We start from the raw sequence: 26,835 nt of genomic DNA, 5'->3' as shown, positions 1-26,835 counted from the left end.
AGAGGCCACCCATGACCAGCACGCCCGTACGCCCGGACCAGACCGCCGACCAGGCCCCCACCGAGACGCACGTACGCACCGAGGCGCAGCCCTTCGCGCCCGGCACGGCGTCCTCGACGCTGACGGCGACCCCCACCTCGATGCACGTGCACGCGCTGCACGAGGTCGACTACTCCCTCGACTTCGTCGACGGCGTCTACGACCCGGCCAACACTGCCCTGGCCGACTGCTACCGCGACTGGGGTCGCTGCCTCATGGTGGTCGACGACGTCGTCGACGACCTGCACGGTGAGGCTGCCCGCGCCTACTTCGAGCACCACGGCATCGACCTGACGGTGTTCCGGCTCGAGATCGACGAGACGACGAAGACCTGGGAGACCGTCGAGAGCATCGTCGACGCCTTCGCGGAGTTCGGGCTGGTCCGCAAGGAGCCGGTGCTGGTGGTCGGTGGCGGTCTCGCGACCGATGTCGCGGGCTTCGCGTGCGCGGCGTTCCGTCGGTCGACGCACTACATCCGCATCCCCACCACCCTGATCGGCCTCATCGACGCCTCGGTCTCGATCAAGGTCGCGGTCAACCACGGCAAGTACAAGAACCGGCTCGGTGCCTTCCACGCCAGCTCGAAGGTCCTCATGGACTTCGACTTCCTGCGGACCCTTCCCACCGACCAGGTGCGCAACGGCATGGCCGAGCTCATCAAGATCACCACCGTCGGTGACAGCGCCACCTTCGACCTGCTCGAGAAGTACGGCGAGGAGCTGCTGGAGTCCCGCTTCGGACGCGTCGAGGGATCCCGTCCCGAGCTGCGCGACGTCGCCGACGCGATCACCTACGACTCCGTACGCCGCATGCTCGAGCTCGAGACGCCGAACCTGCAGGAGCTCGACCTCGACCGGGTCATCGCCTTCGGCCACACCTGGAGCCCGATCCTCGAGCTGAGCCCCGACGTGCCGTTCTTCCACGGTCACGCCATCAACATCGACATGGCGTTCTCGGTGACGCTGGCCGAGGAGCGCGGGCTGATCGGGGCGGGCGACCGCGACCGCATCTTCGCGCTGATGAGCGGTCTGGGCCTCGCGCTGGACTCGGCGCACCTGACGCCGGAGCTGCTCGAGCGCGCCAACGACGCGATCCTGCAGACCCGCGACGGCAAGCTGCGCGCCGCGGTGCCGGACCCGATCGGGGAGTGCACGTTCCTCAACGACGTCACCGTCGAGGAGCTCGTCCGCACCCTGGAGGTGCACCGTGAGCGGGTCGCGTCCTACCCGCGCGGGGGTGGCGGCGTGCAGGCCTTCATCGACGGTTCCGACTCCGCCGGAGTCGGCGAGTCGGTGGCGTGACGACGACGGGCACCCGCCCGGTCACCCCGGTCGGTCTGCTCGACCAGCAGCTCGGGACGTTGACGGGCAAGGCCCGGGCGGCGGCCGCGTCGCTCGCCCGGGCCGGGGCCTCACCCGAGCGCGACGCGGCCCGCGCGGAGGTCACCGGCCTGCTAGACGACCTGGTCGTCGGGCTGGAGCACGCGACACGTCTCGCCGGGGGGCTGGACCCCTACCTCGTCGCCTGCACCACGCCGGAGTCCCCGGACCTCGCAGCGCTGGCGCGGCGCACGGTCGACCACGACTGGACGGCCGAGCGCGTCGACGCCCGCGTCGCGGTCGAGGCCGAGATGCTCTCCGGCCACGTCGAGGGTGAGCTGCTGGCCACGCTGGTCGCGGTGACGGGTGCGGTCGAGGTGCTGGAGATCGGCATGTTCACCGGCTACGCCGCACTGGCGATGGCGCAGGCGCTCCCCGAGGACGGTTCGGTCGTGGCCTGCGAGCTCGACCCCGGCGTGGCCGCGTTCGCCGCGGAGTGCTTCGCCGGAGCCGGCGCCGGCGACCGTGTCGACGTGCGTGTCGGGCCTGCCGGAGACACGCTCGCCGCGCTCGCGTCGGACGGTCGCGTCTTCGACCTCGTCTTCCTCGACGCCGACAAGCGCGGCTACCGGGCGTACGTCGAGACGCTCCTCGACGAGGGTCTGCTCGCCCGCGACGGCCTGCTGGTCGTCGACAACACCCTGATGCAGGGCGAACCGTGGGCGGCCGGGCCGGGAGCCGTGAGCGACAACGGGGAGGCCGTCGCCGCGTTCAACACCTGGCTCGCGCAGGAGCCCCGCGTACGCCAGGTGCTGGTCCCGTTGCGTGACGGCGTGACCCTGGTGCGCTGGGCGGACACCACCGACCGGACGGCCGGACGCGTGAGGGAGCGTGAGTGAGATGAGAGTGCAGCCCACCGAGCCGCTCGGGGCGAGACTGAACGGCGTCGACCTCGCCGAGGCCGACGAGGTTCTCGCCGCCGAGGTACGGAGCCTGCTGGCCGAGCACGGCGTGCTGGTCGTCCCCGACCAGCACGACCTCGACGACGACCAGTTCACCGCGTTCCTGCGGCTGCTCGGCGAGCTCGTGTTCACCGTGGGCGAGACACCGGTGCCCGGGCACCCGGACCTGAACGTCGTCTCCAACGTCGGGCGCACGACGCCACCACGCAGCCGGTTCCACGTCGACACCTCGTACGTGTCGGTGCCGCCGGCGTACACGGCGCTGCGCGCGGTGCAGGTGCCGGCCGAGGGTGGCGCGACGCTCTTCAGCGACCAGTACGCCGCCGCCGCGACCCTGCCGGCCGCGCTGCGTGAGGAGGTGCAGGGACGCACCGCCACCCACGTGGTGACGGGGCTGACCCCCGAGCAGCTCGGACCGGACGCGCAGACCTCCGCGCAGCACCCGCTGCTGCGGCGGCACCCGGTGAGCGGCCGGGAGACGCTGTTCCTCTCCACGCCGCAGCGGCTCGCGGCCGTGTCCGGGCTGGAGGACGAGGCCGCGGCCGACCTCGTACGGCGGCTGCTGGACCACTCCCTGCGCGAGGACAACCTGTTGCGGCACGCCTGGTCGCCGGGGGACGTCGTGGTGTGGGACAACGGCGCGGTGATGCACCGGGCCGACCACTCCGCCGTGGTCGGGGACCGCGTGATGCACCGCGGCATGGTCGCGGGCACGGGCGACGGCACGGGCGCCGGGTGAGCAAGGCGTCGGCCCGTCTGCGCAGCCTCGGGATGCTCGCGGCGCTCACCGTCGCGCTGCCCGTGGACGCCGCCGTCCTCGCCGCGGCGCTGGTGCGCCCGGCGGCCCGGCATCGTCCACCCGACCTCGGCCCGGAGCGTCTCACGGTGCTGGTATCCGGCGGCAAGATGACCAAGGCGCTGCAGCTGGCGCGCACGTTCCACGGCGCGGGCCACCGGGTGGTGCTGGTGGAGATGGAGAAGTACCGCTGGAGCGGTCACCGCTTCTCCCGCGCCGTCGACGTGTTCCGCACCGTGCCGGCACCGGACGACCCGGCGTACGCGGAGGCCCTGGAGGCGGTCGTGCGCGAGGAGGGCGTGGACGTCTACGTGCCGGTGTGCAGTCCCGTGGCCAGCTACCACGACGCCGTCGCCGGAGAGCGCCTCGCCGGCCTCTGCCGGGTGGTGCACGGCGCGCCCGAGACCATCGCCGCGCTGGACGACAAGGCCACCTTCACCGCGATGGCCGACGAGCTCGGACTGCCCGTGCCCGACTCGGTGCGGGTCACCAGCGCCGAGGAGGTCCTCGCGGCGCTCGAGGACCCGGCGCGGGCGGCACGGGTCGCGGACGGCGCGCGCTACGTGCTCAAGTCGATCGCGTACGACCCCGTGCACCGGCTCGACCTCACCCCGCTGCCACGGGAGACGAGGGAGCAGACGTACGTCTTCGCCGCCGACCGCGAGGTCTCGCCCGACCGCCCTTGGGTGGTGCAGGAGCTGATGCCCGGGCCCGAGCTGTGTGCCCACACGACGGCGGTCGCGGGGCGCGTCCAGGCGTACGTGTGCTGCTGGTCCTCGGCGTTCCAGGTCAACTACACCCACGTCGACGTGCCGGCGGTGCGCGAGTGGGTGACGCGGTTCGTGGGGGTCCACGGGTTGACCGGGCAGTACTCCTTCGACTTCATGCTCGACGCCGCCGGGGAGCCCCGGGCGATCGAGTGCAACCCGCGGACGCACTCGGCCATCACGGTGTTCCGGCACGACGACGAGGCGCTCGCGGCGGCGTACCTGGAGCGGGATCGTCCGATGCTCGAACCCGGCCCATCCGCGCCGTCGACCTACTGGCTCGCGCACGAGGTCTGGCGCCTGGTCACGGGGCAACGCACGCCGGCGGAGGCGTGGCGCGTGCTCACCGGTGGCGTGGACGCGTTGCTGGACCCCCGTGACCCGATGCCGTTCCTGACGGTGCCGCACGTGCAGATCGCCTCGCTGCTGCTGGTCGCGCTGCGCCGGGGCACCCGGTGGATCCGGGTCGACGTCAACATCGGCAAGCTCGTGGAGGCCGGGGGTGACTGACACCGGCGCCGGTCGACCGGTGCGCGTGCTGCACCTGGTCGGGTCCGCGGTCTCCGACGAGCTCGCCGACCTCTCGCTCCTCTACGCCCGCGACGCGCTCGCGACGCTGTCGCAGCCGGGGCTCGCGTACGAGCACCTCCTCGCCCACGTCGAACCGGACGGTGCGTGGTCGTTCCCGCGCGACCTCGGCCCCGCGGCGCTGGCCGCGGCGCCCCGGGTCGGGACGGGTGAGGCGCTCACGCACCTCGTCGGGCTCGAGGTCGACCTCGGGCTGCCGCAGATGTTCTGCGTGCCGGGGATGACGACCTACCGCGCCCTCCTGGACCTGCTGGGCATCCCCTTCGTCGGCAACACGGCGACGGTCATGGCGCTCGGGGCCCACAAGCAGCGGGCCCGCGCGCTCGTGGCGGCCGGTGGCGTACGCGTGCCCGTGGGCCGGTTGCTGCGGCGCGAGGAGGTGGCCCTGGAGGGGTCCCAGATCCTGGAGGACGCAGACCTGGCGGGCGACGTGGTGGTGAAGCCGGCCTCGGCCGACAACTCGACCGGGGTCACGCTGGTGCGCGCCGGTCCCTCGCGGGACACGGAGCTGCGGGCCGCTCTGGCCAGGGCCTTCGCGGTGGACGAGGAGGTGCTCGTCGAGCAGTTCGTGCCTCTGGGGCGTGAGGTGCGGTGCGGGGTGTGGGAGACCGCGGACGGTCCGGTGGCGCTGCCGCTGGAGGAGTACGCCGTCGACGCCGTGACCAAGCCCGTGCGCGACGAGGCCGACAAGCTGCGCCGCGCCGAGGACGGGTCGTTGGAGCTGGTGGCGAAGGACGAGACGTACGCCTGGATCGTCGAGGCCGGACCCGAGGACCCCGTGGTCGCCGCCGTGCAGCAGGCAGCCCTGGCGGCCTTCGAGGCGTTGGGCTGCCGGCACTACGGGCTCTTCGACTTCAGGATCGACCCGGCGGGTGATCCCTTCTTCCTCGAGGCCGGGCTCTACTGCTCCTTCGCGGAGCAGTCGGTGCTGGTGGCGATGGGACGGGCAGCGGGTTCGGACACGGCGTCGATGTTCGCCGTCGCAAGCGCTCTCGTACGCCAAGCCTGACACGTTTCGGTAGCGCGCAACGGAAACGACCTTCGCGGCCTGGTGGTCCCGCTCCGCGTCTGTCACCGTCGTGACCGGACCCCGCTCGGGGTCGCGCCGACAGGAGGGTCGATGGTCGTCGAGGCCGCTCAGCTGCAGGAGCGTGAGCGCTACGCCCGCGACCACACCTCACCCGGCTCACGAGACCTGGCGAAGGTGGAACGACAGGCCCACGAGGACGCCCCCGCGCGCGTGGTGGCCGAGCTGCTCGCGACCCTGGTGCACGTCGGGTCCGCACGGCGCGTGCTCGACCTCGGGCTGGCCACGGGCGCGTCCGCGCTCGCGATGGCCACGGCGATCGGCGAGGCGTACGAGGGTGACGCCACCGCCGCCCGCAGCCTCGCGACCTCGCGCTCGGTCGTGGCCTGTGCGCCGCACCCCGCCGCCCTCGGCGAGGTGCGCCGTGCGCTGGCGCAGGCCCGTCACGGCGACCTGGTGCGGGTCGTGTCCTCCCGGCCCGAGGCGGTGCTCGCGGAGCTGCTGGAGCCCGTGGACCTCGTCCGCGTCGTCCTCGGCGAGGTCCCGGGCGGGCTCACGCCCGAGCGGGCGCGGGTCCTGGTGCGTACGCTCCTGGACCGCACGCTGCTCGGCCCCCGCGGCCTGCTGGTCGTGGAGAACACCCAGGACCCGACCTCGTTCAACGAGTGGCTGCACGGGGAGCAGCGGTTGCGGCAGGTGCTGATGCCGCTCGCGGCCGGACTGACCCTGGCGCGGCCAGCACGCTGAGCGGGAAGGCGGCCCTTTGGCACTCGGGATGAGTGAGTGCTAAGTTCAGACCTGGCACTCTCCTGGTGAGATTGCCAACCGCCATCCCTCCCGCGACCCCCGCGACGGCGCGGCGAGACCGGTGGCGACCACCACTCGTCCACGTACACAACACATGGAGGTCGACAACGTGTCGGTCAACATCAAGCCGCTCGAGGACCGCATCGTCGTCCAGACGCTCGAGGCCGAGGAGACCACCGCCTCCGGCCTGGTCATCCCGGACACCGCCAAGGAGAAGCCCCAGGAGGGCGAGGTCGTCGCCGTCGGCCCGGGCCGCATCGACGACAAGGGCAACCGCGTGCCGGTCGACGTCAGCGTCGGCGACAAGGTCATCTACTCCAAGTACGGCGGCACCGAGGTCAAGTACTCCGGCCAGGACTACCTGATCCTCTCCGCCCGCGACGTGCTCGCGGTCGTCGGCTGACCCAGCCGCACTTCTTCACCACCGCGTCGACCCCGGTGCCCGCTCCCGGGGGCCGGGGTCGACGCGCGTCCGTGCCCGCACGGACGACCCCCGTTCCAGCACCACCCCCCGTACACGTGAGGAGCATCAACACCGATGCCGAAGATCCTGGAGTTCGACGAGGAAGCACGCCGCTCCCTCGAGCGTGGCGTCAACAAGCTCGCCGACGCCGTCAAGGTCACCCTCGGCCCCAAGGGCCGCTACGTCGTGCTCGACAAGAAGTGGGGCGCACCGACCATCACCAACGACGGTGTGACCGTCGCCCGTGAGGTCGAGCTCGACGACCCCTTCGAGAACATGGGCGCGCAGCTGGCGAAGGAGGTCGCCACCAAGACCAACGACGTCGCCGGTGACGGCACCACCACCGCGACCGTGCTGGCGCAGGCGATGGTCCACTCGGGCCTGCGCGCCGTCGCTGCCGGCGCCAACCCGATGGGCCTCAAGCGCGGCATCGACCAGGCCGTCGAGGCCGTCGGCAACGCGCTGCGCGACGCGGCCCGCGACGTCGACAGCCGTGAGGACATGGCCGCCGTCGCGACCGTCTCCTCCCGCGACAGCCACATCGGCGACCTGCTGGCCGAGGCCTTCGACAAGGTCGGCAAGGACGGCGTGATCACCGTCGAGGAGTCCAACACCATGGGCACCGAGCTGGAGTTCACCGAGGGGATGCAGTTCGACAAGGGCTACCTCTCGCCGTACTTCGTCACCGACCCGGAGAACATGGAGGCCGTCCTCGAGGACGCCTACATCCTCCTGCACCAGGGCAAGATCTCCGCGATCGCGGACCTGCTGCCGCTGCTGGAGAAGGTCATCCAGGCCGGCAAGCCGCTCTTCATCCTCGCCGAGGACGTCGACGGCGAGGCTCTCTCGACGCTGGTCGTCAACAAGATCCGCGGCACCTTCAACGCCGTCGCGGTCAAGAGCCCCGCGTTCGGTGACCGCCGCAAGGCGATGATGCAGGACATCGCCGTCCTCACCGGCGGCCAGGTCGTCGCTCCCGAGGTCGGCCTCAAGCTCGACCAGGTGGGTCTCGAGGTGCTGGGTCAGGCCCGTCGCGTGGTGGTCACCAAGGACAACACCACGATCGTCGAGGGCGCCGGTGACGCCTCCGAGGTCTCGGGCCGCGTGAACCAGATCAAGGCCGAGATCGAGAAGTCCGACTCCGACTGGGACCGCGAGAAGCTGCAGGAGCGCCTGGCCAAGCTGGCCGGCGGCGTCTGCGTCATCAAGGTCGGCGCCGCCACCGAGGTGGAGCTCAAGGAGAAGAAGCACCGCATCGAGGACGCCGTCTCCGCGACGCGCGCCGCGATCGAGGAGGGCATCGTGCCCGGTGGCGGCTCAGCCATCGTGCACGCGGCCGCCTCCCTCGAGGACGGCCTCGGCCTCTCCGGTGACGAGGCGGTCGGCGTACGCATCGTGCGTGAGTCCGTCGCCGAGCCGCTGCGCTGGATCGCCGAGAACGGTGGCGACCAGGGCTACGTCGTGGTCTCCAAGGTCCGCGAGGGCGGCGCCGGGCACGGCTTCAACGCCGCCACCGGCGAGTACGGCGACCTGCTCGCCCAGGGCATCCTCGACCCGGTCAAGGTGACCCGCTCCGCGCTGGTCAACGCCGCCTCGATCGCCGGCCTGCTGCTGACGACCGAGACGCTGGTCGTCGACAAGCCGGAGGACGAGGACGAGGCCGCCGCCGGCGGTCACGGCCACGGTCACGGCCACTGATCCACCCTCACGAGCCCCCACCCGCCTCAGCGGGTGGGGGCTCGTCTGCGTCCGGTGGCCGGCGACCGCTCGAGGTCCCTGGCGACCCGCTGTCGGGGGTCGTCAGTCGCGCGAGCGGGACGGCAGCGCGCGACGGAGCACATCAGGCCGCGTGGAGCAGCCCCGAGTGCTTCACGATCGCGTGGTGGATGCGACGACGTGCAGCTGCTCGCCCGGCGCCCCACACATCGCCCCACGTGAGGCGGATGACCACGAAGCCCTGTTCTCGCAGCCAGTCCTCGCGTCGCTTCTCGTCCCAGAGGACGTCGTCGACGGGGCGACAGTCGCCGAAGGGTCGGTCGCGGGCGTACTTCCATCGACCGTCGAACTCGATCAGCAGGCGCCCCACACGCAGATCGGCATACGCGGTGCGCGAGCCCCGTATCTCGAACTGCGTCTCCGGGGAGGGGATGCCCAGTGCTGCAGTCACCTCGGTGACAAGAGCGCGGGCGAGGGTCTCACCCGGGTTCTCCGCACCCGCGTCGGCCTGGCGGAGCAGCCGGTCGAAGCACGCGGTGCCCGGCAGCCCACGCTGTCGAGCGAGTGCCTCGGCGAGATCGACGGGTTCCATCCCGGAGCGAAGCGCCTGATCGGCGACGACCAGCCCGGCGAGCAGACCGTCGCAGCGCGCGATGTCGGCGACCGTGCGGCCTGGTGTCGTCGTGCGGAGACCCTGCACGAGAGTCACCTCGTCGTCCTCGAGTCGACCACCGTGCACGAGATGGCCCGAGCACCTTTTCACCGTGCTGGAGCCGGGCCGCGTGAGATGCACCGTCTCGATGCTCTTCCGCAGAGTCGCGAGATCTCTCATGGTGGCTGCACTTCCGTGACTCGAGGCCGTGGAGTCGTTCGCGCGGCGAAGGGCTGCGGCCGTGCGCAGCCGGTGCTGCTCGCCTCGGGAGAGCGTGGCCCACGTGTCGCGCTCGACGAAGAACCCCCGGCCGACCACGACGAGGTCGCCGGAGGGTCCTCGGCGGCGCCGGAGCTCGCTCTCCGTGTGGCCGGCTGTCAGCAGGGCGGCGCGAGACTGGAGAGTTATCGCGGCGAACGTCGACTCTTCGTGCATGCATGCATCCTCGGTGTGCCACGAAGGCGGCGAGACGACTTATCCACAGCGGGGGGCCTCGGCGCCGGCATCAGCCGACTGCCGACCCCTCGAGAATGCTGGAGACCCGTGACGTGAGGTCGCCGGTCACGGGAAGGGGTCGCCAGTCGATGTCGAGGCTGAGTCCGATCGAGGTATCGACGGGCGACGCTGACAGCGTTACTGTCAATGAATGGAACGCGACTTCTGGCTTAGGCGCATCGCGACGCTCGACCCGGTGCAGGACGCGCACGAGATCTACCGCATCAGCGCCCTGCACGAGCTGCCCTGGGACACCAACCAGGCGTTGAGCTTCGCGCTGTTCCGCACGTACGCGGTGCCGTCGATCGGTTCGTTGCTGGCCGCGACGGGGGAGTTCACCGAGCGCGTGCAGAAGCGCTACGACGACACCGGCCTGTTGCTCGACGAGGTGATGGCCCACGGGCTCGGGCCCGGACCCGGGCGGCGCGCGGTGAAGCGGATCAACCAGATGCACGCCATGTACGACATCGCCGACGACGACATGCTCTACGTGCTCTCCACGTTCGTGACGGTGCCGATCCGCTGGATGGACGACCACGCCTGGCGGCCCATGACCGAGGCGGAGAAGGTCGCGGCGTCCACCTACTACACCGACCTGGGTGAGCACATGGGCATCCGCGGCATCCCGGACGGCTGGCGGGATTTCGGGGAGCTGATGGATGCGTACGAGAGGCAGCACTTCGCCTACGACCCGGGTGCCCGGGCCGTCGCCGACGCGACGCTGGAGCTGATGTGCACCTTTCCGCCCAATCACCTCGCGCCGAGCGCGGCGGTGAAGCGGTTCTCGTACGCGCTGATGGACGGCCCGCTCCTCGACGCGTTCGGCTACCCGCACCCGGCGGCGTGGGAGCGACGGGCCGCGCGGGCGGCGCTGCGGGCGCGGTCCGCGTACGTGCGTCGCACCGCCCCGCGCACCTCCTCGTTCCGGTTCGCCGACCTGCCGGGGTCGCGGAGCTACCCGCACGGCTACGACATCGAGGGACTCGGCACGCACCGACCCGCGACGCTGGGCTGCCCGGTCGTCCATCACGCCTGACACCGGGCCGACCGAGCCCGGGCGAGGCGTTCACCCGGCCGTTACACGCGCGCACATGACCTGGAACACAGCCTCGGCACGCTCGCCCCATGATGTGGCGAGTACGCGTGACGCTGGAGGACCGCCCGGGGGCGCTCGCGCGCCTGGCCGAGACCTGCGGCGCGGCCGAGGTCAACATCGTGGCGCTGCAGGTCTTCCCCGGTGGGACGCAGGTGACCGACGAGCTCGTTCTCGGGGCGCCGAACGAGTGGACGTCCGAGGACGTCGTCGAGCTGCTGCAGCGGTCGGGTGCTCGGGACGCGGCGGTGGCTCCGTGCTCGGACGCGGCGCTGATGGACCAGCCGGTGCGCTACCTGCACGCCGCCCGCCGGCTCGTGGCCGACCCTCGGCGCTTCACGGAGATCGCCACGGAGCTCTTCGACGCCGACCTCGACGTCGTCGAGGCGGCCGAGCACGGTGACGCCGACCTCGACGTGATCGAGATGGCCGTGGGGGGAGTGCTGGTGCAGGTCAGGCGGCCGGCGCCCTTCACGCAGTCCGAGCACGCGCGCGCGGCGGCGCTGGCCGCCCTGGCCGACGAGGCCCTCTCGCGCAGCCGTCGGCCCGCATCCGTCGTGCCGGGCGAGGCGACGGGGCGGCCGAAGCTGAGCACGCGCGGGGAGGACCTGGTGGTCGCGCACGTCGACGGGCACGTGGTCGGCCGGGCGCAGCTGCACGGGGCCGTGGGGGAGGACCGGTCCCACGGCGAGAACAGCCTCGGCCTGTCGGTCTCGGTCGACGCGGCATGGCGACGGCGCGGGATCGGGAGCATGCTGCTGCGTCAGGCCGCGGGCCTCGGCAAGGCGCGCGGGGCGGGCGAGCTGGTGCTGCGGGCGGAGGCGCAGCACCCCGCGGTGCTGCCGATGGTTCTCGGCACCGGGCTCTCGGGTCGCATCAGCGTGCAGGACGAGGAGCTGGTCGTACGCCTGCCGTTGGCGCGGGTCTCGGCGCTGCGGGGGCCGCGTACGCCGGGCTCACCGCGAGCCGCCTCCTGAGGCAGCCGCGAGACACCCCCCGGAGACCCGCAGCAGGGTGACGAGGGCGACGCGCGGCCCGCCGCCGCACCCCTCGGGACGGACCTAGACTGGGCGCATGGCTGCGAGGACTGGCAACGACGACGACGGCGGCGCGGTGGGCGTGCCCGACAAGTTCGCGGCGATGGGCCTGACCTACGACGACGTGCTGCTGCTGCCGGGCGAGTCCGACCTGGCGCCGACCGACATCGACACCACCACCCGGCTGACGCGTGAGCTGACGTTGCGTACGCCGCTCGCGAGCGCCGCGATGGACACCGTGACCGAGTCGCGCATGGCGATCGCGATGGCCCGCGAGGGCGGGCTCGGGGTGCTGCACCGCAACCTGTCCACCGAGGACCAGGCCTACCAGGTCGACCTGGTCAAGCGCACCCAGACCGGCATCATCTCCAACCCGGTCGTCATCGGCCCGGACGCGACGCTGGAGCAGCTGGACGAGATCTGCGGCGAGTACCGCGTCTCCGGACTGCCCGTCGTCGACGGCGACATGCGGCTGCTGGGCATCTGCACGAACCGCGACCTGCGCTTCACGCCGGTCGCGGAGTGGTCGACCACGAAGGTCGACGAGGTCATGACGCCGATGCCGCTGGTGACCGGCCGGGCGGGCATCAGCCGTGAGGAGGCCACGACGCTGCTGCGCCGCCACAAGCGGGAGCGGCTGCCGCTGGTCGACGACGACGACCGTCTCGTGGGCCTGATCACCGTGAAGGACTTCGTCAAGAGCGAGCAGTTCCCGAAGGCCTCCAAGGACGCCGACGGTCGCCTGATGGTCGGTGCGGCGATCGGCTACTTCGGCGACGCGTGGGAGCGCGCCGGCACCCTGATCGAGGCGGGCGTCGACGTGCTGGTCGCGGACACCGCGCACGGGCACGTACGCCTGCTGCTGGAGATGGTGGAGCGCCTGAAGTCCGACCCGGCGACGAAGCACGTGCAGGTCATCGGCGGCAACGTCGCGACCCGGGCCGGGGCCCAGGCGTTCGTCGACGCCGGCGCCGATGCCGTGAAGGTCGGCGTCGGGCCGGGCTCGATCTGCACCACCCGCATCGTCACCGGTGTGGGCGCGCCGCAGGTGACCGCCGTGTACGACGCCTCCCTCGCCTGCAAGCCGGCCGGTGTGCCCGTGATCGCCGACGGCGGGCTCCAGCACTCCGGCGACATCGCGAAGGCGCTGGTGGCCGGGGCGGACTCGGTGATGGTCGGGTCGCTGCTGGCCGGGTGCGAGGAGTCGCCGGGCGACCTGGTGTTCGTCAACGGCAAGCAGTTCAAGGCCTACCGCGGCATGGGCTCGCTGGGGGCGATGAGCAGCCGGGGCAAGAAGTCCTACTCCAAGGACCGCTACTTCCAGGCCGAGGTCGACAGCGACGACAAGCTCGTGCCCGAGGGCATCGAGGGCAAGGTCGCCTACCGCGGCCCGCTCTCGGCGGTCGTCCACCAGCTCGTGGGTGGTCTGACGCAGTCGATGTTCTACGTCGGGGCCCGCACGGTGCCGGAGCTGCAGGACAAGGGCCGCTTCGTCCGCATCACGCAGGCATCGCTGAAGGAGAGCCACCCGCACGACGTGCAGATGGTCGCGGAGGCCCCGAACTACAACATGTGACCTCTCGGTCCGCCGTCGCCGGCGCTCTCCGGCATGTAACCCCATGTTGTGGTTGCTCCGCGCGCCGCCGGGGCCGCGCGAAGCAGCGAGAACATGGGGTTACATGCAGTCTGGGTCAGAGCTCGCCGGTGAGGAACTGCGCGCGACCCATGCCGAAGGACCAGTCGGCCTGCTCGTTGGCGTTCACGGAGACGACGAGGTCCTCCGGGCGTACGCCGACCTTGCCGAGCCGGTCGGCGAGCGTGGCGTAGAGCGACTCCTTCTGCGAGGTGTCACGCCCCTGCTGGAAGACCTGGATCAGCATCACCTCGTCGGTGCGGTCCAGGCCCAACCCGGTGTCACCGAAGATGATCTCGCCGACCTCGTGCTGGGTGACCACCTGGTAGCGGTCGCCGGGCGGGGCGGCGAAGACGTCCTCCATCACCTGCTGCACGACGTCGGCGATCTCACGGACCTGCTCGGGGGAGCGGCCCTTCTGCATGTCGATGCGTACGAGTGGCATGCCTGATTCCTGCGCCGGTTGCGCGCAATGCAAACCCGTCGGGGATCAGCCGCCGTCGCTCAGGCCACCGATGCCGAAGCCGCCGAGCAGACCGAGGCCGGCGTAGCGCATGAAGCCCGGGTCCCCGGCAGGTACCGGCTCGCCGAGCGCCCGCGGGTCGATGGGCTCGCCGTGGCCACCGGGCGCGTACAGCGGCTCGGGGTCGCCCCGCTGCGCGCGCCGCACCCGGTCGGGCAGGGCGGCGGTCAGGGCTGCGTACGCCCGCTCGCTGCAGGCGATGGTGAAGGCGAGCGCCTCGTCGACGTCCCAGGCGACGAGCCAGGCGCGGTCCGCGGGCCAAGCCAGGTCCGGCGCCGGTCCGTGATCGACGAGATCGTCGCCCGACCACGCGAGGGCCGGCACGTCGCGCAGATCGCGTGAGGCGACCTCGAAGAGGAACATCCGTCTTTCCGGCAGATCGACGACGGGAGCCTCGAGGAGTGGGGTGTCCGGGCCGGACCGGCCCTCCCAGACGGCCGCGAAGCACTCGTCCGGGGTCGAGGTGTGGTCGGCGAGCGTCGGCAGCAGAGCGGTCAGGAGGCGTTCGGGATCGGCCTCGTCGTCGTGCCCGTCCCGCGCGTCGAAGTCGACGCGAGCGTACACCTCGAAGCCGCGCGGGCCCCAGCGGACGGTCTCGCTCCAGTCGTCGAGGGCGTCCGACATCAACCACTGCGCCGGTTCGACGCTCGCGGCGGGACGGACGGTACCGGGGGTCTCCATCGCCCCACGATACGCCGAGAACCCGATGTCAGGTAGCGCCGATGCGGCCGTCGAGGTCGATCCTGTCGGCGCTGTCGGCGTCGGGGCGTGAGCTCTCCAGCACGAGATAGCGCGCCGCCGGTCGCTTGCACCGGGGCATGATCATGACGACGCGGTCCCGCTTGGGGAGGACCCGCACCGACATGGGCTTGGGGCAGGTCTCCATCGAGCCGCCGAAGCTGGGCTGCCACGTCCACGAGGTGCCGGTGGCGCCTGAGGGGTACCTCGTGACGACCGCGCTGTGGGCGTAGCCGCGGGTGTCGTCAAAGCGCAGGGTCAGCTGCAACGCGCCACGGGCGCGGAGCCCTCGCACCTGCACGGTGGCCCGCAGCCGCTCGCGGGTGTTGGAGAAGGTCACCTGCCGCAGGTCGAGTCGCGGCACGACGGCGTCGCGACCGTCACGGACGCTGCGTGTCTGCGCGTCGGCCGGACCGGCCGTGAGCACGGCGCCGGCCATTGCGGCCACCACGGCCAGGCAGGCGGCGCCGCTGACACGACGGACCAGCCGTGACGGACGGGTACGGGGCGGGGAGGACGGCATGTCTGCTCCTCACGTGCTCGAGGACGGTGTCCGACACGATGCACGATCGTGACCTGATTGTGAAATGCGCCCGAGGGCGCAGCGTCCAGAACCCGCACACAGCAGGCCCGCGCCGGGGCCAAGTAGCCTTCGGCGGGTGGAGATCGAGATCGGCAGGGCCAAGCGCGGCCGGCGCGCGTACAGCTTCGACGACATCGCGATCGTCCCGAGCCGGCGCACGCGCGACCCCGAGGAGGTCTCGGTCGCCTGGCAGATCGACGCCTACCGCTTCGAGATGCCGGTCGTGGCGGCGCCGATGGACTCGGTGATGAGCCCCGACACCGCCATCGCCATGGGCCGCGCCGGCGGCCTGGGGGTGCTGAACCTCGAGGGCCTCTGGACGCGCTACGAGGACCCGACGAGCCTGCTCGAGGAGATCGCCGAGCTCCGCGGCGCCGCGGCCACCGAGCGCATGCAGCAGATCTACGCGGCCCCGATCCAGCCCGAGCTGATCACCGCCCGCCTGAAGCAGATGCGGGAGGCCGGCGTGACGGTGGCCGGGTCGCTCAGCCCGCAGAACACCAAGCAGTACGCGGACATCGTCGTGGCCGCCGGCGTCGACATGTTCGTCATCCGCGGCACCACGGTCTCGGCCGAGCACGTCTCGAGCCAGTCCGAGCCGCTGAACCTCAAGAACTTCATCTACGAGCTCGACGTGCCCGTCATCGTCGGTGGTTGCGCGACCTACCAGGCGGCGCTGCATCTCATGCGTACGGGCGCCGCCGGTGTGCTCGTCGGCTTCGGCGGCGGTGCCGCTCACACCACCCGCACCGTGCTCGGTGTCGCAGTTCCCATGGCGAGCGCGGTGGCCGACGTCGCCGCGGCGCGGCGGGACTACCTCGACGAGTCCGGCGGCCGGTACGTGCACGTCATCGCCGACGGCTCGATCGGCCGTTCCGGTGACGTCGCCAAGGCCATCGCCTGCGGCGCCGACGCCGTCATGGTCGGGTCGCCGCTGGCCCGCGCCGTGGAGGCGCCGGGGCGGGGCTTCCACTGGGGCACCGAGGCGCACCACGAGGACCTGCCCCGCGGCGAGCGCGTGCAGTTCGAGACCATCGGCTCCATGGAGGAGATCCTCTTCGGCCCCTCCCGCGTCGCCGACGGCACGATGAACCTGGTCGGGGCGCTGCGCCGCTCGATGGCGACGACCGGCTACACGGACCTCAAGGAGTTCCAGCGCATCGAGGTCGTCATCTCGTGACCCTGCGGGTCGCCGCCGGGCAGGCGACCACCGTCGTCGACGATGTCGCCGGCAACGTCGCCGTGGCTGCGGCGCTGACACGCCGCGCCGCGACGGCCGTCGCGCAGGTGCTGGTGCTGCCCGAGGCCTTCCTGGTCGGGTACGCCCCGGGCGCCGGGCGGGAAGCCGTCGGGGAGCACGACGTACGCCTCGTGCCCTTGCTGCGGGCCGCACCCGAGGTGCTCGTGCTGGTCGGCACCGTCCGCGCGCGCCCCGACGGCGTACGCACGCTGGCTCTGCTCGCGGTGCACGACGGTCGGGCGGAGCACGTCTACGACAAGGTCCACGTCGACGCCGACGAGGCGCCTCACTACGCCGCGGGTGGCGGAGCGGTCGTGCTCGACCACCCTGCGCTGGCGACGTCGGGTCACCGGCTCGGCCTGGCCGTCTGCGCGGACGCGAACGAGCCGGCGCACGTCGCGGCGTGTGCCGAGGCGGGCGCGACCGCGTACGTCGTCTCCTCGGCGTGGTTCGCCGGCCGCGAGGAGGCGCGCGACGCGACCTTCGCTGCACGGGCGCGGGAGTCCGGGCTGCCGGTGGTCGCCGCGGTGGCGACCGGGGAGTCGTACGACGGCCGGGGGTTCACCGGCGGCAGCTGTGTCGTCGCGCCCGACGCGCGGGTGCTCGGCTCGGCCGGGCGTACGGACCCCGGGCTGGCCGTCGCCGACATCGCGGGAAGTGACCCCTCGCGGGAAGTGACCCCTCGCGGGAAGTGACCCCTCGCGAGAAGTGACCTCTCGCGGGATGTGGCCGGATGGTCACATACGTGGACATCGCGGGCCGATGTGTAAAGCATCACCCCGACATACCCCTGGTACGACGAGACGCCGGTCACTTACCCTGAGCCCATGAGCGCCCACCCCTCCCTCGAGACCGGCCCCCACGACCCCGAGCACGACCCGCGGGCGGCACTGAAGCTGGAGCCGGCGTACGCCCAGTCCCTCACCTCTCGCGTCGTCTCGAGCACCGGCCGCAGCGTCGACGTGTCCTCACCCATCGACGGGGCGCCGCTCGCCTCGATCCCGCAGAGCGACGAGTCCGACGTCGCCGAGGCGTACGACCGCGCCCGCGCCGCGCAGCCCGCCTGGGCCGCGATGTCGTACGCCGAGCGCGGCAAGGTGCTGCTCGACCTCCACGACCTGATCCTCGACCGCCAGGTCGAGATCATCGACATGATCTGCCTGGAGTCCGGCAAGGCCCGCAAGAACGCCTTCGACGAGACCCTGCACGTCGCGCTGACCGCGCGCTACTACGGCCGCACGCTCGGCAAGCACCTGCGCTCCGAGCGCAAGCTCGGCGCCATCCCGATCGCGACCCGCATCGACCTCAACCACGTGCCCAAGGGCGTCGTCGGCGTCATCTCGCCGTGGAACTACCCCTTCACGATGGCTCTGAGCGACGGCATCGCCGCCCTCGCCGCCGGCAACACCGTCGTCACCAAGCCCGACGCCCAGACGATGCTGACCGCCCTCCTCGGCGCCCAGCTGCTCGAGGACGCCGGCCTGCCGAAGGACTGCTGGAACGTCGTCGCCGGCCCCGGCCGCGAGCTCGGCACGCCGATGATCCAGCGGTCGGACTACGTGCAGTTCACCGGCTCCACCGCCACCGGCAAGATCATCGCCACGCAGTGCGCCGAGCTGCTCATCGGCTGCTCGCTCGAGCTCGGCGGCAAGAACCCCTTCCTCGTGCTCGCCGACGCCGACGTCGACCGCGCGGTCGAGGGCGCGATGCGCGCCGCGTTCGGCAACTCCGGCCAGCTGTGCGTCTCCTCCGAGCGCTTCTACGTCCACGAGGACGTGTACGACGAGTTCAGTGCGAAGTTCGTCGAGCGGACCGAGGCCATGCACCTCGAGGCGTCCCTGCGCTGGGAGTCCGACATGGGGTCGCTGATCAGCCAGGACCAGATCGACACCGCGGTCGACCACACCGAGGACGCGCGCAGCAAGGGCGCGACCGTGCTGACCGGCGGCAACCTGCGCACCGACCTGAGCCCGTTCTACTTCGAGCCGACCATCATGGAGGGCGTCACGCCGGACATGAAGGCGTTCGGGGACGAGACCTTCGGCCCGGTCGTCAGCCTTTACCGGTTCTCCGACGAGGACGAGGCGGTCGAGCTCGCCAACTCCGGCGAGTACGGCCTCAACGGGTCGGTCTACACCCGCGACACCGCCCGCGGCCGCGACGTCGCCCGGCGCATCAAGTGCGGCACGGTCAACGTCAACGAGGCGTACGCCGCGACCTTCGGCTCCATCGACTCCCCGATGGGCGGCATGCGCGAGTCCGGCATGGGGCGCCGCCAGGGCGCCGAGGGCATCCTGCGGTTCACCGAGAGCCAGTCGGTGGCGACCCAGCGCTTCATGCGGTTCGCGCCGATGCTCGGCATGAGCGAGAAGCAGTACGCCCAGTTCATGACCGTGAGCCTGCGGGCCCTCAAGGCGATCCGCCGCGCCTGACCGCGCCCCCACCCCGACCCGTACGACCAGAGGAGCGCGACGATGACCGGCGCGGACAACGACTTCGACTACGACGTGCTCGTCATCGGCAGCGGCTTCGGCGGCTCCGTCACGGCCCTGCGCCTGACCGAGAAGGGCTACCGGGTCGGCGTGATCGAGGCGGGGGCGCGCTTCGAGGACTCCGACTTCAGCACCGGCACCACCGACCTGAAGTCCTACCTGTGGGCGCCGTGGATCGGGTGCTACGGCATCCAGCGCATCGACGCGGTGCGCGACACGATGATCGTGGCCGGAGCGGGCGTCGGCGGCGGCTCCCTGGTGTACGCCAACACGCTCTACGAACCCCTCGACGCGTTCTACCAGGACCCCCAGTGGTCGGGCATCACCGACTGGAAGAGCGAGCTCGCCCCGTTCTACGACCAGGCCAAGCGCATGCTCGGCGTCGTGGAGAACCCGGTGCGTACGCCGGCCGACGACGTGATGGAGAAGGTCGCCACCGACCTCGGCGTCGGGGAGACCTTCCACCCCACGCCCGTCGGGGTGTTCTTCGGTGGCCCGGGTGCGGACCCGGACACGCCCGTCGCCGACCCGTACTTCGGCGGCGCCGGGCCCGACCGGAACCCCTGCCGCAACTGCGGCGAGTGCATGTCGGGTTGCAAGCACAACGCAAAGAACACGCTGGTCAAGAACTACCTCTACCTCGCCGAGCAGAACGGTGCACGGGTGATGCCGCTCAGCACCGTCACCCGGGTGACCGAGCGGGGTGAGGCCGCGGGGGGCGGCTACGACGTACGCATCAAGTTCTCCAAGGCGCGCCGGTCCACCCCGCGCACGACCCGGACGCTCTCGGCCGAGCACGTCGTCTTCGCCGCCGCCTCGCTCGGCACCCAGAAGCTGCTGCACCGCATGAAGGACGAGGGGCACCTGCCGCGGCTCTCGGACCGGCTCGGCTACCTCTCGCGGACGAACTCGGAGTCGATCCTCGGCGCGATCTCACCGAAGGACGACACGACCGACTACTCCTACGGCGTCGCGATCACCTCGAGCTTCCACCCCGACTCCGACACCCACATCGAGCCGTGCCGCTACGGCAGGGGCCACAACACGATGGCGTTGATGCAGACGGTGCTGACCGACGGCGACGTGCCGGGACCGCGGTGGCGCAGCTGGCTCCGCGAGCTGTGGACGCAGCGGGCGAGCCTGACCCAGCTGTACGACCTCAAGCACTGGTCCGAGCGCACCGTCATCGCCCTGGTGATGCAGAGCCTGGACAACTCGATCACCACCTACGGCAAGAAGGGTCGCTTCGGCACCTGGCGGATGACCTCGCGGCAGGGGCACGGGGCGCCGAACCCGACCTGGATCCCGGCGGCCAACGACGCCGTCAAGCGCATCGCCGCTCACCTGGGGGGTACGCCGGGCGGCAACATCGGTGAGCCCTTCAACATGCCGTTGACCGCTCACTTCATCGGTGGTTGCACGATCGGCGAGACCGCCGCGACGGGCGTGATCGACCCGTGGCAGCGGGTGCACGGCTACCCGGGACTCCACATCGCCGACGGCTCGGCGATCTCGGCGAACCTCGGCGTCAACCCGTCGCTCACGATCACCGCGCAGGCCGAGCGGGCGATGGCGTACTGGCCCAACAAGGGCGAGGCCGACCCGCGACCCGCGCCCGGGTCGGCGTACGCGCCCCTGGAGCCGGTGCGCCCCGCCCACCCGGTGGTGCCCGACCACGCCCCCGCGGCGCTGCGCCTCCCGATCGTCGCGGTCTCCTGAGAGGTCTCACCCGGTCACGTGGCAGGTCACGGACTCCGAAAGTAAAGAAACCCGAGGCCGCGTAACCCGCTGGGTGACCCGTCGTTGAGGCAGTGACGGACGGCAGACCTCCCTCCTCCCACGTCCGGTCGTCCACGGCGCGGATCCCGACCCCCCTCCCTCCCTCGGTCGGGATCCGCGCCGAGTCACGTCGCCCGCGGTCGATACGATCGGTCGGTGAGCACCGAGGATGTCGCCGTGAGCGATCTGCCCGAGCACGACCTCGTGCTGGTCGTCGACTTCGGCGCGCAGTACGCCCAGCTCATCGCGCGCCGGGTCCGCGAGGCTGACGTCTACTCCGAGATCGTGCCGCACACGATGCCGGTGAGCGAGATGCTCGCGAGACAGCCGAAGGCGATCGTCCTCTCGGGTGGACCGTCCTCGGTCTACGAGCCGGGCGCTCCCCAGGTCGACGCCGGCGTCTTCGAGGCCGGGGTGCCGGTCTTCGGCATGTGCTACGGCTTCCAGGCGATGGCGTCCGCCCTCGGCGGCACGGTGGAGCGCACCGGGGTCAGCGAGTACGGACGGACGCCGGTCTCCGTGACCGAGGGCGGCACGCTGCTCGCGGGCATGCCGGAGACCCACCGGGTGTGGATGAGTCACGGCGACTCCGTGACCGCCGCACCCGACGGCTTCACCGCCCTCGCCACGACGCAGGCGTCGCCGGTCGCGGCCTTCGAGGACGTGGCCCGCGGACTGGCGGGCGTGCAGTGGCACCCCGAGGTGCTGCACACCGAGTACGGGCAGGAGGTGCTCGACCACTTCCTCCACGACATCGCCGGCTGCCGCCGCACCTGGACGAGCGCGAACATCGTCGAGGAGCAGGTCGCCCTGATCCGCGAGCAGATCGGCGACGGCAAGGCCATCTGCGGGCTGTCCGGAGGGGTCGACTCGGCTGTGGCGGCCGCGCTCGTGCAGCGCGCGATCGGCGACCAGCTGACCTGCGTGTACGTCGACCACGGGCTGATGCGCAAGGGAGAGTCCGCGCAGGTCGAGCGTGACTTCGTCGCCGCCACCGGTGTCGACCTGCACGTCGTGGAGGCGCAGGACCGGTTCCTCGACGCCCTCGCCGGCACCTCCGAGCCCGAGGCGAAGCGCAAGATCATCGGTCGCGAGTTCATCCGGGTCTTCGAGGCGGCTCAGGCCGACGTGCTGGGTGCGGCGGCCGCGGACGGCGACACGGTCGCGTTCCTCGTGCAAGGCACCCTCTACCCCGACGTCGTCGAGTCCGGCGGCGGCGCCGGCGCCTCCACCATCAAGTCCCACCACAACGTCGGCGGCCTGCCCGACGACCTCGAGTTCGAGCTCGTCGAGCCCCTGCGTGCGCTGTTCAAGGACGAGGTGCGGCTCGTGGGCGAGGAGCTCGGTCTCCCCGCCGACATCGTGTGGCGCCAGCCGTTCCCCGGTCCCGGACTCGGCATCCGCATCATCGGCGAGGTCACCCGTGAGCGGCTCGACATCCTCCGCGAGGCCGACGCGATCGCGCGCGAGGAGCTCACCGCCGCCGGCCTCGACCGTGACATCTGGCAGATGCCGGTGGTGCTGCTCGCCGACGTGCACTCTGTCGGTGTGCAGGGCGACGGGCGCACGTACGGCCACCCTGTCGTGCTGCGACCGGTGACCAGCGAGGACGCGATGACCGCCGACTGGGCGCGGCTGCCGTACGAGGTCATGGAGCGCATCTCCACCCGCATCACCAACGAGGTGCGCGAGATCAATCGCGTCACCGTCGACATCACCTCCAAGCCGCCCGGCACGATCGAGTGGGAGTGAGGCGTGGCTGAGACCCCGCCGCCGCTGGAGCAGGTCGAGAGCCCGAGCCGCTCCAGGAAGTTGCTGCCGCTGGACCTCCTTCGGGGCTTCCTGATCGGCTGCGCCGAGCTCGTGCCCGGCGTCTCCGGTGGCACCGTGGCGCTGGTCGTCGGCGTGTACGACCAGCTCATCGACTCCGCCTCGCACGTGCTCGGAGCGCTGCGGCGCCTCGTGACCGGCCCGGACCGGGTGGCTGCCGCGCGCGTCGAGGTGAGGCGTACGGACTGGTGGCTCATCGTGCCGGTGCTCCTCGGCATGGCGACGGCGGTCGTCACGATCGCGGGCCTCCTCAGCGGCTTCGTGTCCGGTGAGCCCGAGCTCGCCCGCGGCCTCTTCTTCGGGCTGGTCGCCGTCAGTGTCGTCGTGCCCCTGCGGATGCTCCCGGCCGCACACCGCCCTCCGTGGGTCGACGCGCTCGTCGCGGTCGCGTCCGCCGTCGTCGCGTTCCTGCTCGTGGGCCTGGCTGCAGGCGCCGACACGGGCGGCGGGGGAGACGGGCCGCCGCTCCTCGTGGTGCTGCTCGCTGCGGCCGTGGCCATCAATGCGCTCGTGCTGCCGGGAGTCTCCGGCTCGTTCTTCCTGCTCGCGGTGGGGCTCTACGGGCCCACGCTGGCCGCGGTGGACGACCGCGACCTCGCGTACGTCGGGGTGTTCGCCGCCGGCGCGGCCGTCGGTCTGGCGCTGTTCGTGCCCGTGCTCCGATGGGCGCTGACCCAACACCGGCGGACGACGCTGCTCGTCATGGCGGGCCTGATGGTCGGCTCGCTCCGCGCCCTGTGGCCGTGGCAGTCCGGAGAGGGCGAGGACGTCGGCGGGCTCGTGGCGCCGTACGCCCCGGTCTGGGGGCCGGTCGGGCTCGCGCTGCTCGGCGCCGCCGTCGTGGCCGCGCTGATCGTCGTCGAGGCGCGCCGCGAGAGCCGCGACCGAGGATCAGCCGCGCACGAAGTCCACGAGCCGTGACGCGAGCTCCGGCCCCTGGTCCTCCTGGATGAAATGACCTCCGGGGATGCGGTCGTGCGGTTGTCCCGCCGCCCCCGGCACGTGCTGGATCAGCGGCTCGTCGAGCTTGCCGAGCACGAAGTCGTCCTCGCCGAAGACGCACAGGAACGGCTTGTCGTAGCGCCCGAGGCCGGCCCACGCCTCCCGCTGGACCTCGATCTCGGCGTGGTCCGGGTCGGTGGGCACCAGCGCCGGGAACACCCGCGAGGCGGCGTCGTAGCGTCGCGACGGGAAGGGCGCGGCGTACGCCCTGAGGTCGGCGGGTCCGAGCCAGCGCTTCGAGGCGACCGTGACGACCGCCGGCGCCGGGAGGATCGGGGTCCACCGTGCGAAGGCGCGCCAGGCCTTGAAGCCGCGGCCCATCGGCACGGCGTCGTTGGGGAGGATCCCGTTGCTGATCATGATGCGCGCGAAGCGGTCGGGCTGCAGGCCGGCGATGCGTAGGCCGATGAAGGACCCCCAGTCCTGCCCGAAGAGCGTGAGGTCGTCGGCCAGGTCGAGCTGGTCGAGCAACGACAGCAACCAGTCGGTGTGCCGCTGGTAGGTGTAGTCGCTCGTGCGCCTCGGCTTGTCGGAACGCCCGAACCCGATCAGGTCCGGCACCACGACCCGCAGCCCGGCCTCGAGCAACGTGGGCACCATGTGGCGGTAGAGGTAGCCCCACGTCGGCTCCCCGTGCAGCAACAGCACGGTCGGGGCGTCGCGGGGTCCCTCGTCGACGTACGCCATGCGGACCTCGGGCAGGTCGTCGGTTCCGCCGACCTGGGCGTAGCGGGTCTCGTGGTCCCACCCCTGGATCCGGTCGAAGCGGGAGTCAGGCGTACGCAGCACGTCGATGCTCATGGACGGCTCTTACCCACCGTCCGCCCCGGTGGCCACTGTGAACGCCGGCACGGCAGAGTGGAGGTCGTGCGCAACCGGGACGTGGTGACCTACGCAGAGCTCTTCCGTGACCTCGGCTTCGCCGCCCTCGCGGCGCTGGCCCTCATGGTCGTCGTCCACCTGGTCTTCCGGATCTCCGGGCGCAAGTGGTGGGTGGCGGGCGACTTCGCCAAGCACGTGCGGATCCCGTTCCGGTTGCTGGTCCTGGTGCTCGCCTTCGGGTTCGTCGTGGACGCGGTGCGACCCGAGGCGATCCGGCCCGGGGACTGGAACGGCATCGGCCTCATCCTGCGGATCGCCTCCATCGGCGCCGGTGCCTGGCTGATCGGCGCGACGCTGCTCTTCTTCGAGGACCTCCACCTCGCCCGGTGGAACGGAGACGACGACAGCAAGGCGCACAGCAAGCGGGCGCGTACGCAGGTGCTGGTGCTGCGCCGGCTCACCGTCGCCGCCGTCGCGGTCGTCGCCGTCGGCGCCGCGCTGCTGAGCTTCCCGGGCGTACGCGCGCTCGGTGCCTCCGTGCTCGCCTCGGCCGGTCTGATCTCGATCGTGGCGGCGCTGGCCGCGCAGTCCGTGCTGGCCAACGTGATCGCCGGCGCGCAGCTGGCGTTCTCCGACGCGATCCGGCTCGACGACGTCGTCGTGGTCGACGGCGAGTGGGGCCGCATCGAGGAGATCACCCTGACCTACGTGGTCGTCCGCACCTGGGACGAGCGCCGCGTCGTGCTGCCCTCCACGTGGTTCATCGGCAACCCCTTCGAGAACTGGACGAAGTTCGACACCTCCATGACCGGCACCGTCGAGCTCGACCTCGACTGGGAGGTCGACGTCGACGAGGTGCGCACCGAGCTGGACCGGGTGCTGGAGGGGAACCTGCTCTGGGACGGCCGCGCGAAGGTCGTGCAGGTCACCGACGCCACCGAGGGCTGGCTCACCGTGCGGGTGCTGGTCACCGCCGCCGAGCCCGGCAGCCTCTTCGACCTGCGGTGCGCGGTGCGCGAGGACCTCGCGGCCTGGATCCGGCGGGAGCGTCCCGCCGGGCTGCCGCGACAGCGCGTCGAGCTGCGTGAGGCGAGCGGGGCCGGTGTGGGCACGCGCGAGGTGGGTGCGCGACTGCCCGAGGAGACGCCGCGTCCCACGGCGCAGCGGCACGCCGCGCGCACCTCCGACGACACCCGCAGCACCCGCGTACGCGGCGAGCCGACCGACGACGGGGACGGCGACGCCTGAGCTCCGGCTCAGGGCCCCGATCACGCCGCGATCAGGCCTCCGGCGACTGCCGTCGTCGCAACGCCACGACGATCCCGCCGACGACCACCACCGAGACCGCCGCGCCCGTTGCGATCAGCGGGGCGACGCTGCCGGAGTCGGCGGTGGAGACGGCGGGCATCCCCGCGGGCCGCAGCTCGGTGTCGGCGCAGGGGCCTGCGGCCAGGGGGTCCTCGGCAGCGCCGTCGACGACCTCGAAGACGTACGCGCTCTCGGCGACCGCGCCGTCGGGGCTGTCGAGCCGGTAGGCGACGGTGTAGATGCCCGGGTCGAGCGGCTCGGTCCGCGCGCACACCGTGGCCGCGTCGGGGAGCACGAGCGCTGCGCCGACAGGCTGTACCTCGCCGCCGGTCTCCGACAGCTCGACCACCGCGCGGCTGCCGGGGTCGATGTCGACGAACTGCAGCGTCAGCGTCGTGCTGCCGGCCGCGATCGCGTCGCCCGGCCCGGGCGAGCCGGTCTCGAAGTCCCCGTGGGCGTACGCCGCGGGCGACGAGGCGCCGACGACCGCGACGGTCGCCGCCGCGAGGCCCAGACCTGCCGCGACCCTCACAGGTCGGCGCAGGCGAGCTTGTTGTCCATCGCCGCGGCCGGGTGGATCACCGACGCCTTCACCCCGTCGCCGACGGCGGTCTCGTTGGTCACGGTCGCCTCGCCGTTGCCCTCGGAGTCGGTGGTGAACCCGATGTGCACCTCGTTGGGGGGCACGTCGGAGCCCGCCGGGTCGAACTTGAAGTGGTCGCCGCCCGCGTCGTCGCCGCAGGCCTGCTCGTGGAGGTGCCCGACGTACTCCGTGTCGGGCTGCAGGCCGGCGAGCCGGACAGTCCAGGTGGTGCCGGGTGCTCCGGGGGCCTCGGTCGCGACGTAGGAGGTGCCGCTGACGCCCTCGCTCCCCGGCGGGGCCGTGTCGAGCACGGCGAACTCCCCGGTGCGCAGCGCGGCGCCGGGCAGCTCGTCGGCAGCCGTGGCGGTCGGGTCGTTCATCGTCATCCCCGTCATGCCGCCCATGGAGTTCGTCTCCTCGACCGTCGACGGGGTGGTCTCGGCGTCCTCGTCGCCTCCGCAGGCGGTCAGGAGCGCCGCGGCCAGAGGCAGGGCGACGAGAGCGGACAGGCGGCGGGAGACGGTGCGGCTCATGCCCCGAT

At 71.9% G+C, this 26,835-nt stretch carries 25 protein-coding genes; 18 read left to right on the top strand and 7 right to left on the bottom strand.

The features are described 5' to 3' along the window. Positions 1-11: 11 nt before the first annotated feature. The 8 genes from KLP28_04910 (at position 12) to groL (ending at position 8,466) form a co-directional block, all read left to right on the top strand. Positions 12-1,340, top strand: coding sequence for a sedoheptulose 7-phosphate cyclase (locus KLP28_04910; protein ID QWC86068.1), 1,329 nt, complete (start codon positions 12-14; stop codon positions 1,338-1,340). Then, positions 1,337-2,257 (top strand): class I SAM-dependent methyltransferase, encoded by a 921-nt coding sequence (locus KLP28_04905; protein ID QWC86067.1) that lies wholly within the window; start codon positions 1,337-1,339, stop codon positions 2,255-2,257. Before KLP28_04910 ends, KLP28_04905 begins: the two co-directional genes overlap by 4 nt. 1 nt (position 2,258) lies before the next feature. Next, positions 2,259-3,059: a TauD/TfdA family dioxygenase gene (locus tag KLP28_04900; protein QWC86066.1), complete on the top strand. Its 801-nt coding sequence runs from the start codon at positions 2,259-2,261 to the stop codon at positions 3,057-3,059. Next, complete coding sequence (locus tag KLP28_04895; GenBank protein QWC86065.1) at positions 3,056-4,393, top strand: hypothetical protein; 1,338 nt, start codon at positions 3,056-3,058, stop codon at positions 4,391-4,393. Before KLP28_04900 ends, KLP28_04895 begins: the two co-directional genes overlap by 4 nt. After that, entirely contained in the window at positions 4,386-5,480 is a 1,095-nt protein-coding gene (locus KLP28_04890; GenBank protein ID QWC86064.1) for a hypothetical protein, read from the top strand. Before KLP28_04895 ends, KLP28_04890 begins: the two co-directional genes overlap by 8 nt. Before the next feature lie 111 nt (positions 5,481-5,591). Further along, positions 5,592-6,245, top strand: coding sequence for a hypothetical protein (locus KLP28_04885; protein ID QWC86063.1), 654 nt, complete (start codon positions 5,592-5,594; stop codon positions 6,243-6,245). 169 nt (positions 6,246-6,414) lie between these two features. Then, positions 6,415-6,708 (top strand): co-chaperone GroES, encoded by a 294-nt coding sequence (groES, locus tag KLP28_04880; protein ID QWC86805.1) that lies wholly within the window; start codon positions 6,415-6,417, stop codon positions 6,706-6,708. A gap of 135 nt (positions 6,709-6,843) precedes the next feature. Next, positions 6,844-8,466, top strand: coding sequence for a chaperonin GroEL (groL, locus tag KLP28_04875; protein ID QWC86062.1), 1,623 nt, complete (start codon positions 6,844-6,846; stop codon positions 8,464-8,466). 142 nt (positions 8,467-8,608) lie between these two features. Here groL and KLP28_04870 read toward each other — a convergent pair whose 3' ends face one another. Further along, positions 8,609-9,571: a hypothetical protein gene (locus KLP28_04870; protein ID QWC86061.1), complete on the bottom strand. Its 963-nt coding sequence runs from the start codon at positions 9,569-9,571 to the stop codon at positions 8,609-8,611. 211 nt (positions 9,572-9,782) lie between these two features. On the opposite strand from KLP28_04870, the gene KLP28_04865 reads away from it, so the two are divergent. The 3 genes from KLP28_04865 (at position 9,783) to guaB (ending at position 13,337) form a co-directional block, all read left to right on the top strand. Further along, positions 9,783-10,667, top strand: coding sequence for a DUF2236 domain-containing protein (locus tag KLP28_04865; protein QWC86060.1), 885 nt, complete (start codon positions 9,783-9,785; stop codon positions 10,665-10,667). A gap of 89 nt (positions 10,668-10,756) precedes the next feature. Continuing rightward, the gene (locus tag KLP28_04860) at positions 10,757-11,701 is read left to right on the top strand and encodes a GNAT family N-acetyltransferase (protein QWC86059.1); all 945 of its coding nucleotides are present in this window, start codon (positions 10,757-10,759) and stop codon (positions 11,699-11,701) included. Between the two features lie 97 nt (positions 11,702-11,798). Beyond that, complete coding sequence (gene guaB, locus KLP28_04855; protein ID QWC86058.1) at positions 11,799-13,337, top strand: IMP dehydrogenase; 1,539 nt, start codon at positions 11,799-11,801, stop codon at positions 13,335-13,337. Positions 13,338-13,452: 115 nt separating this feature from the next. Here the strand turns inward: guaB and KLP28_04850 are convergent, their stop codons facing one another. Genes KLP28_04850 through KLP28_04840 form a run of 3 tightly spaced genes read right to left on the bottom strand, consistent with a single transcriptional unit; the run spans position 13,453 to position 15,178 of the window. Continuing rightward, positions 13,453-13,839: a tautomerase family protein gene (locus KLP28_04850; GenBank protein ID QWC86057.1), complete on the bottom strand. Its 387-nt coding sequence runs from the start codon at positions 13,837-13,839 to the stop codon at positions 13,453-13,455. Positions 13,840-13,884: 45 nt separating this feature from the next. Then, complete coding sequence (locus KLP28_04845; protein ID QWC86056.1) at positions 13,885-14,598, bottom strand: hypothetical protein; 714 nt, start codon at positions 14,596-14,598, stop codon at positions 13,885-13,887. A 28-nt stretch (positions 14,599-14,626) separates the two neighbouring features. Continuing rightward, entirely contained in the window at positions 14,627-15,178 is a 552-nt protein-coding gene (locus tag KLP28_04840; GenBank protein QWC86055.1) for a hypothetical protein, read from the bottom strand. Positions 15,179-15,242: 64 nt separating this feature from the next. On the opposite strand from KLP28_04840, the gene KLP28_04835 reads away from it, so the two are divergent. From KLP28_04835 to KLP28_04810, 6 genes are all read left to right on the top strand, one after another. After that, positions 15,243-16,418, top strand: coding sequence for a GuaB3 family IMP dehydrogenase-related protein (locus KLP28_04835; GenBank protein QWC86054.1), 1,176 nt, complete (start codon positions 15,243-15,245; stop codon positions 16,416-16,418). Continuing rightward, on the top strand, positions 16,415-17,173 hold the full coding sequence (locus KLP28_04830; GenBank protein ID QWC86053.1) for a carbon-nitrogen hydrolase family protein: 759 nt from the start codon (positions 16,415-16,417) through the stop codon (positions 17,171-17,173). The genes KLP28_04835 and KLP28_04830 overlap by 4 nt, the downstream gene beginning before the upstream one ends. Positions 17,174-17,305: 132 nt before the next feature. After that, positions 17,306-18,910: a succinate-semialdehyde dehydrogenase (NADP(+)) gene (locus KLP28_04825; protein QWC86052.1), complete on the top strand. Its 1,605-nt coding sequence runs from the start codon at positions 17,306-17,308 to the stop codon at positions 18,908-18,910. A 42-nt stretch (positions 18,911-18,952) separates the two neighbouring features. Further along, complete coding sequence (locus tag KLP28_04820; GenBank protein ID QWC86051.1) at positions 18,953-20,689, top strand: GMC family oxidoreductase; 1,737 nt, start codon at positions 18,953-18,955, stop codon at positions 20,687-20,689. A gap of 237 nt (positions 20,690-20,926) precedes the next feature. Further along, positions 20,927-22,501 (top strand): glutamine-hydrolyzing GMP synthase, encoded by a 1,575-nt coding sequence (gene guaA, locus KLP28_04815; GenBank protein ID QWC86804.1) that lies wholly within the window; start codon positions 20,927-20,929, stop codon positions 22,499-22,501. A gap of 3 nt (positions 22,502-22,504) precedes the next feature. Further along, a complete protein-coding gene (locus KLP28_04810) occupies positions 22,505-23,500 on the top strand; it encodes a DUF368 domain-containing protein (protein QWC86050.1) in 996 nt (331 codons plus the stop codon). Here KLP28_04810 and KLP28_04805 read toward each other — a convergent pair. Further along, the gene (locus KLP28_04805) at positions 23,471-24,382 is read right to left on the bottom strand and encodes an alpha/beta fold hydrolase (protein QWC86049.1); all 912 of its coding nucleotides are present in this window, start codon (positions 24,380-24,382) and stop codon (positions 23,471-23,473) included. The genes KLP28_04810 and KLP28_04805 overlap by 30 nt on opposite strands. 66 nt (positions 24,383-24,448) lie before the next feature. Here KLP28_04805 and KLP28_04800 point away from each other — a divergent pair, with 66 nt between their 5' ends. Continuing rightward, positions 24,449-25,651, top strand: a complete 1,203-nt coding sequence (locus tag KLP28_04800; GenBank protein ID QWC86048.1) for a mechanosensitive ion channel family protein — start codon at positions 24,449-24,451, stop codon at positions 25,649-25,651. A gap of 31 nt (positions 25,652-25,682) precedes the next feature. Here the strand turns inward: KLP28_04800 and KLP28_04795 are convergent, their stop codons facing one another. Together KLP28_04795 and KLP28_04790 are read right to left on the bottom strand one after the other, a co-directional pair. Further along, a complete protein-coding gene (locus tag KLP28_04795; protein QWC86047.1) occupies positions 25,683-26,243 on the bottom strand; it encodes a copper resistance protein CopC in 561 nt (186 codons plus the stop codon). After that, a complete protein-coding gene (locus KLP28_04790; GenBank protein QWC86046.1) occupies positions 26,240-26,827 on the bottom strand; it encodes a hypothetical protein in 588 nt (195 codons plus the stop codon). The genes KLP28_04795 and KLP28_04790 overlap by 4 nt, the downstream gene beginning before the upstream one ends. Positions 26,828-26,835: the final 8 nt, after the last annotated feature.

The sequence above is a fragment of the Nocardioidaceae bacterium genome (assembly GCA_018672315.1).
Classification (GTDB): domain Bacteria; phylum Actinomycetota; class Actinomycetes; order Propionibacteriales; family Nocardioidaceae; genus TYQ2.
The sequence above is the reverse complement of the archived record's forward strand: the minus strand, read 5'-3'. Positions and strand labels throughout refer to the sequence as shown.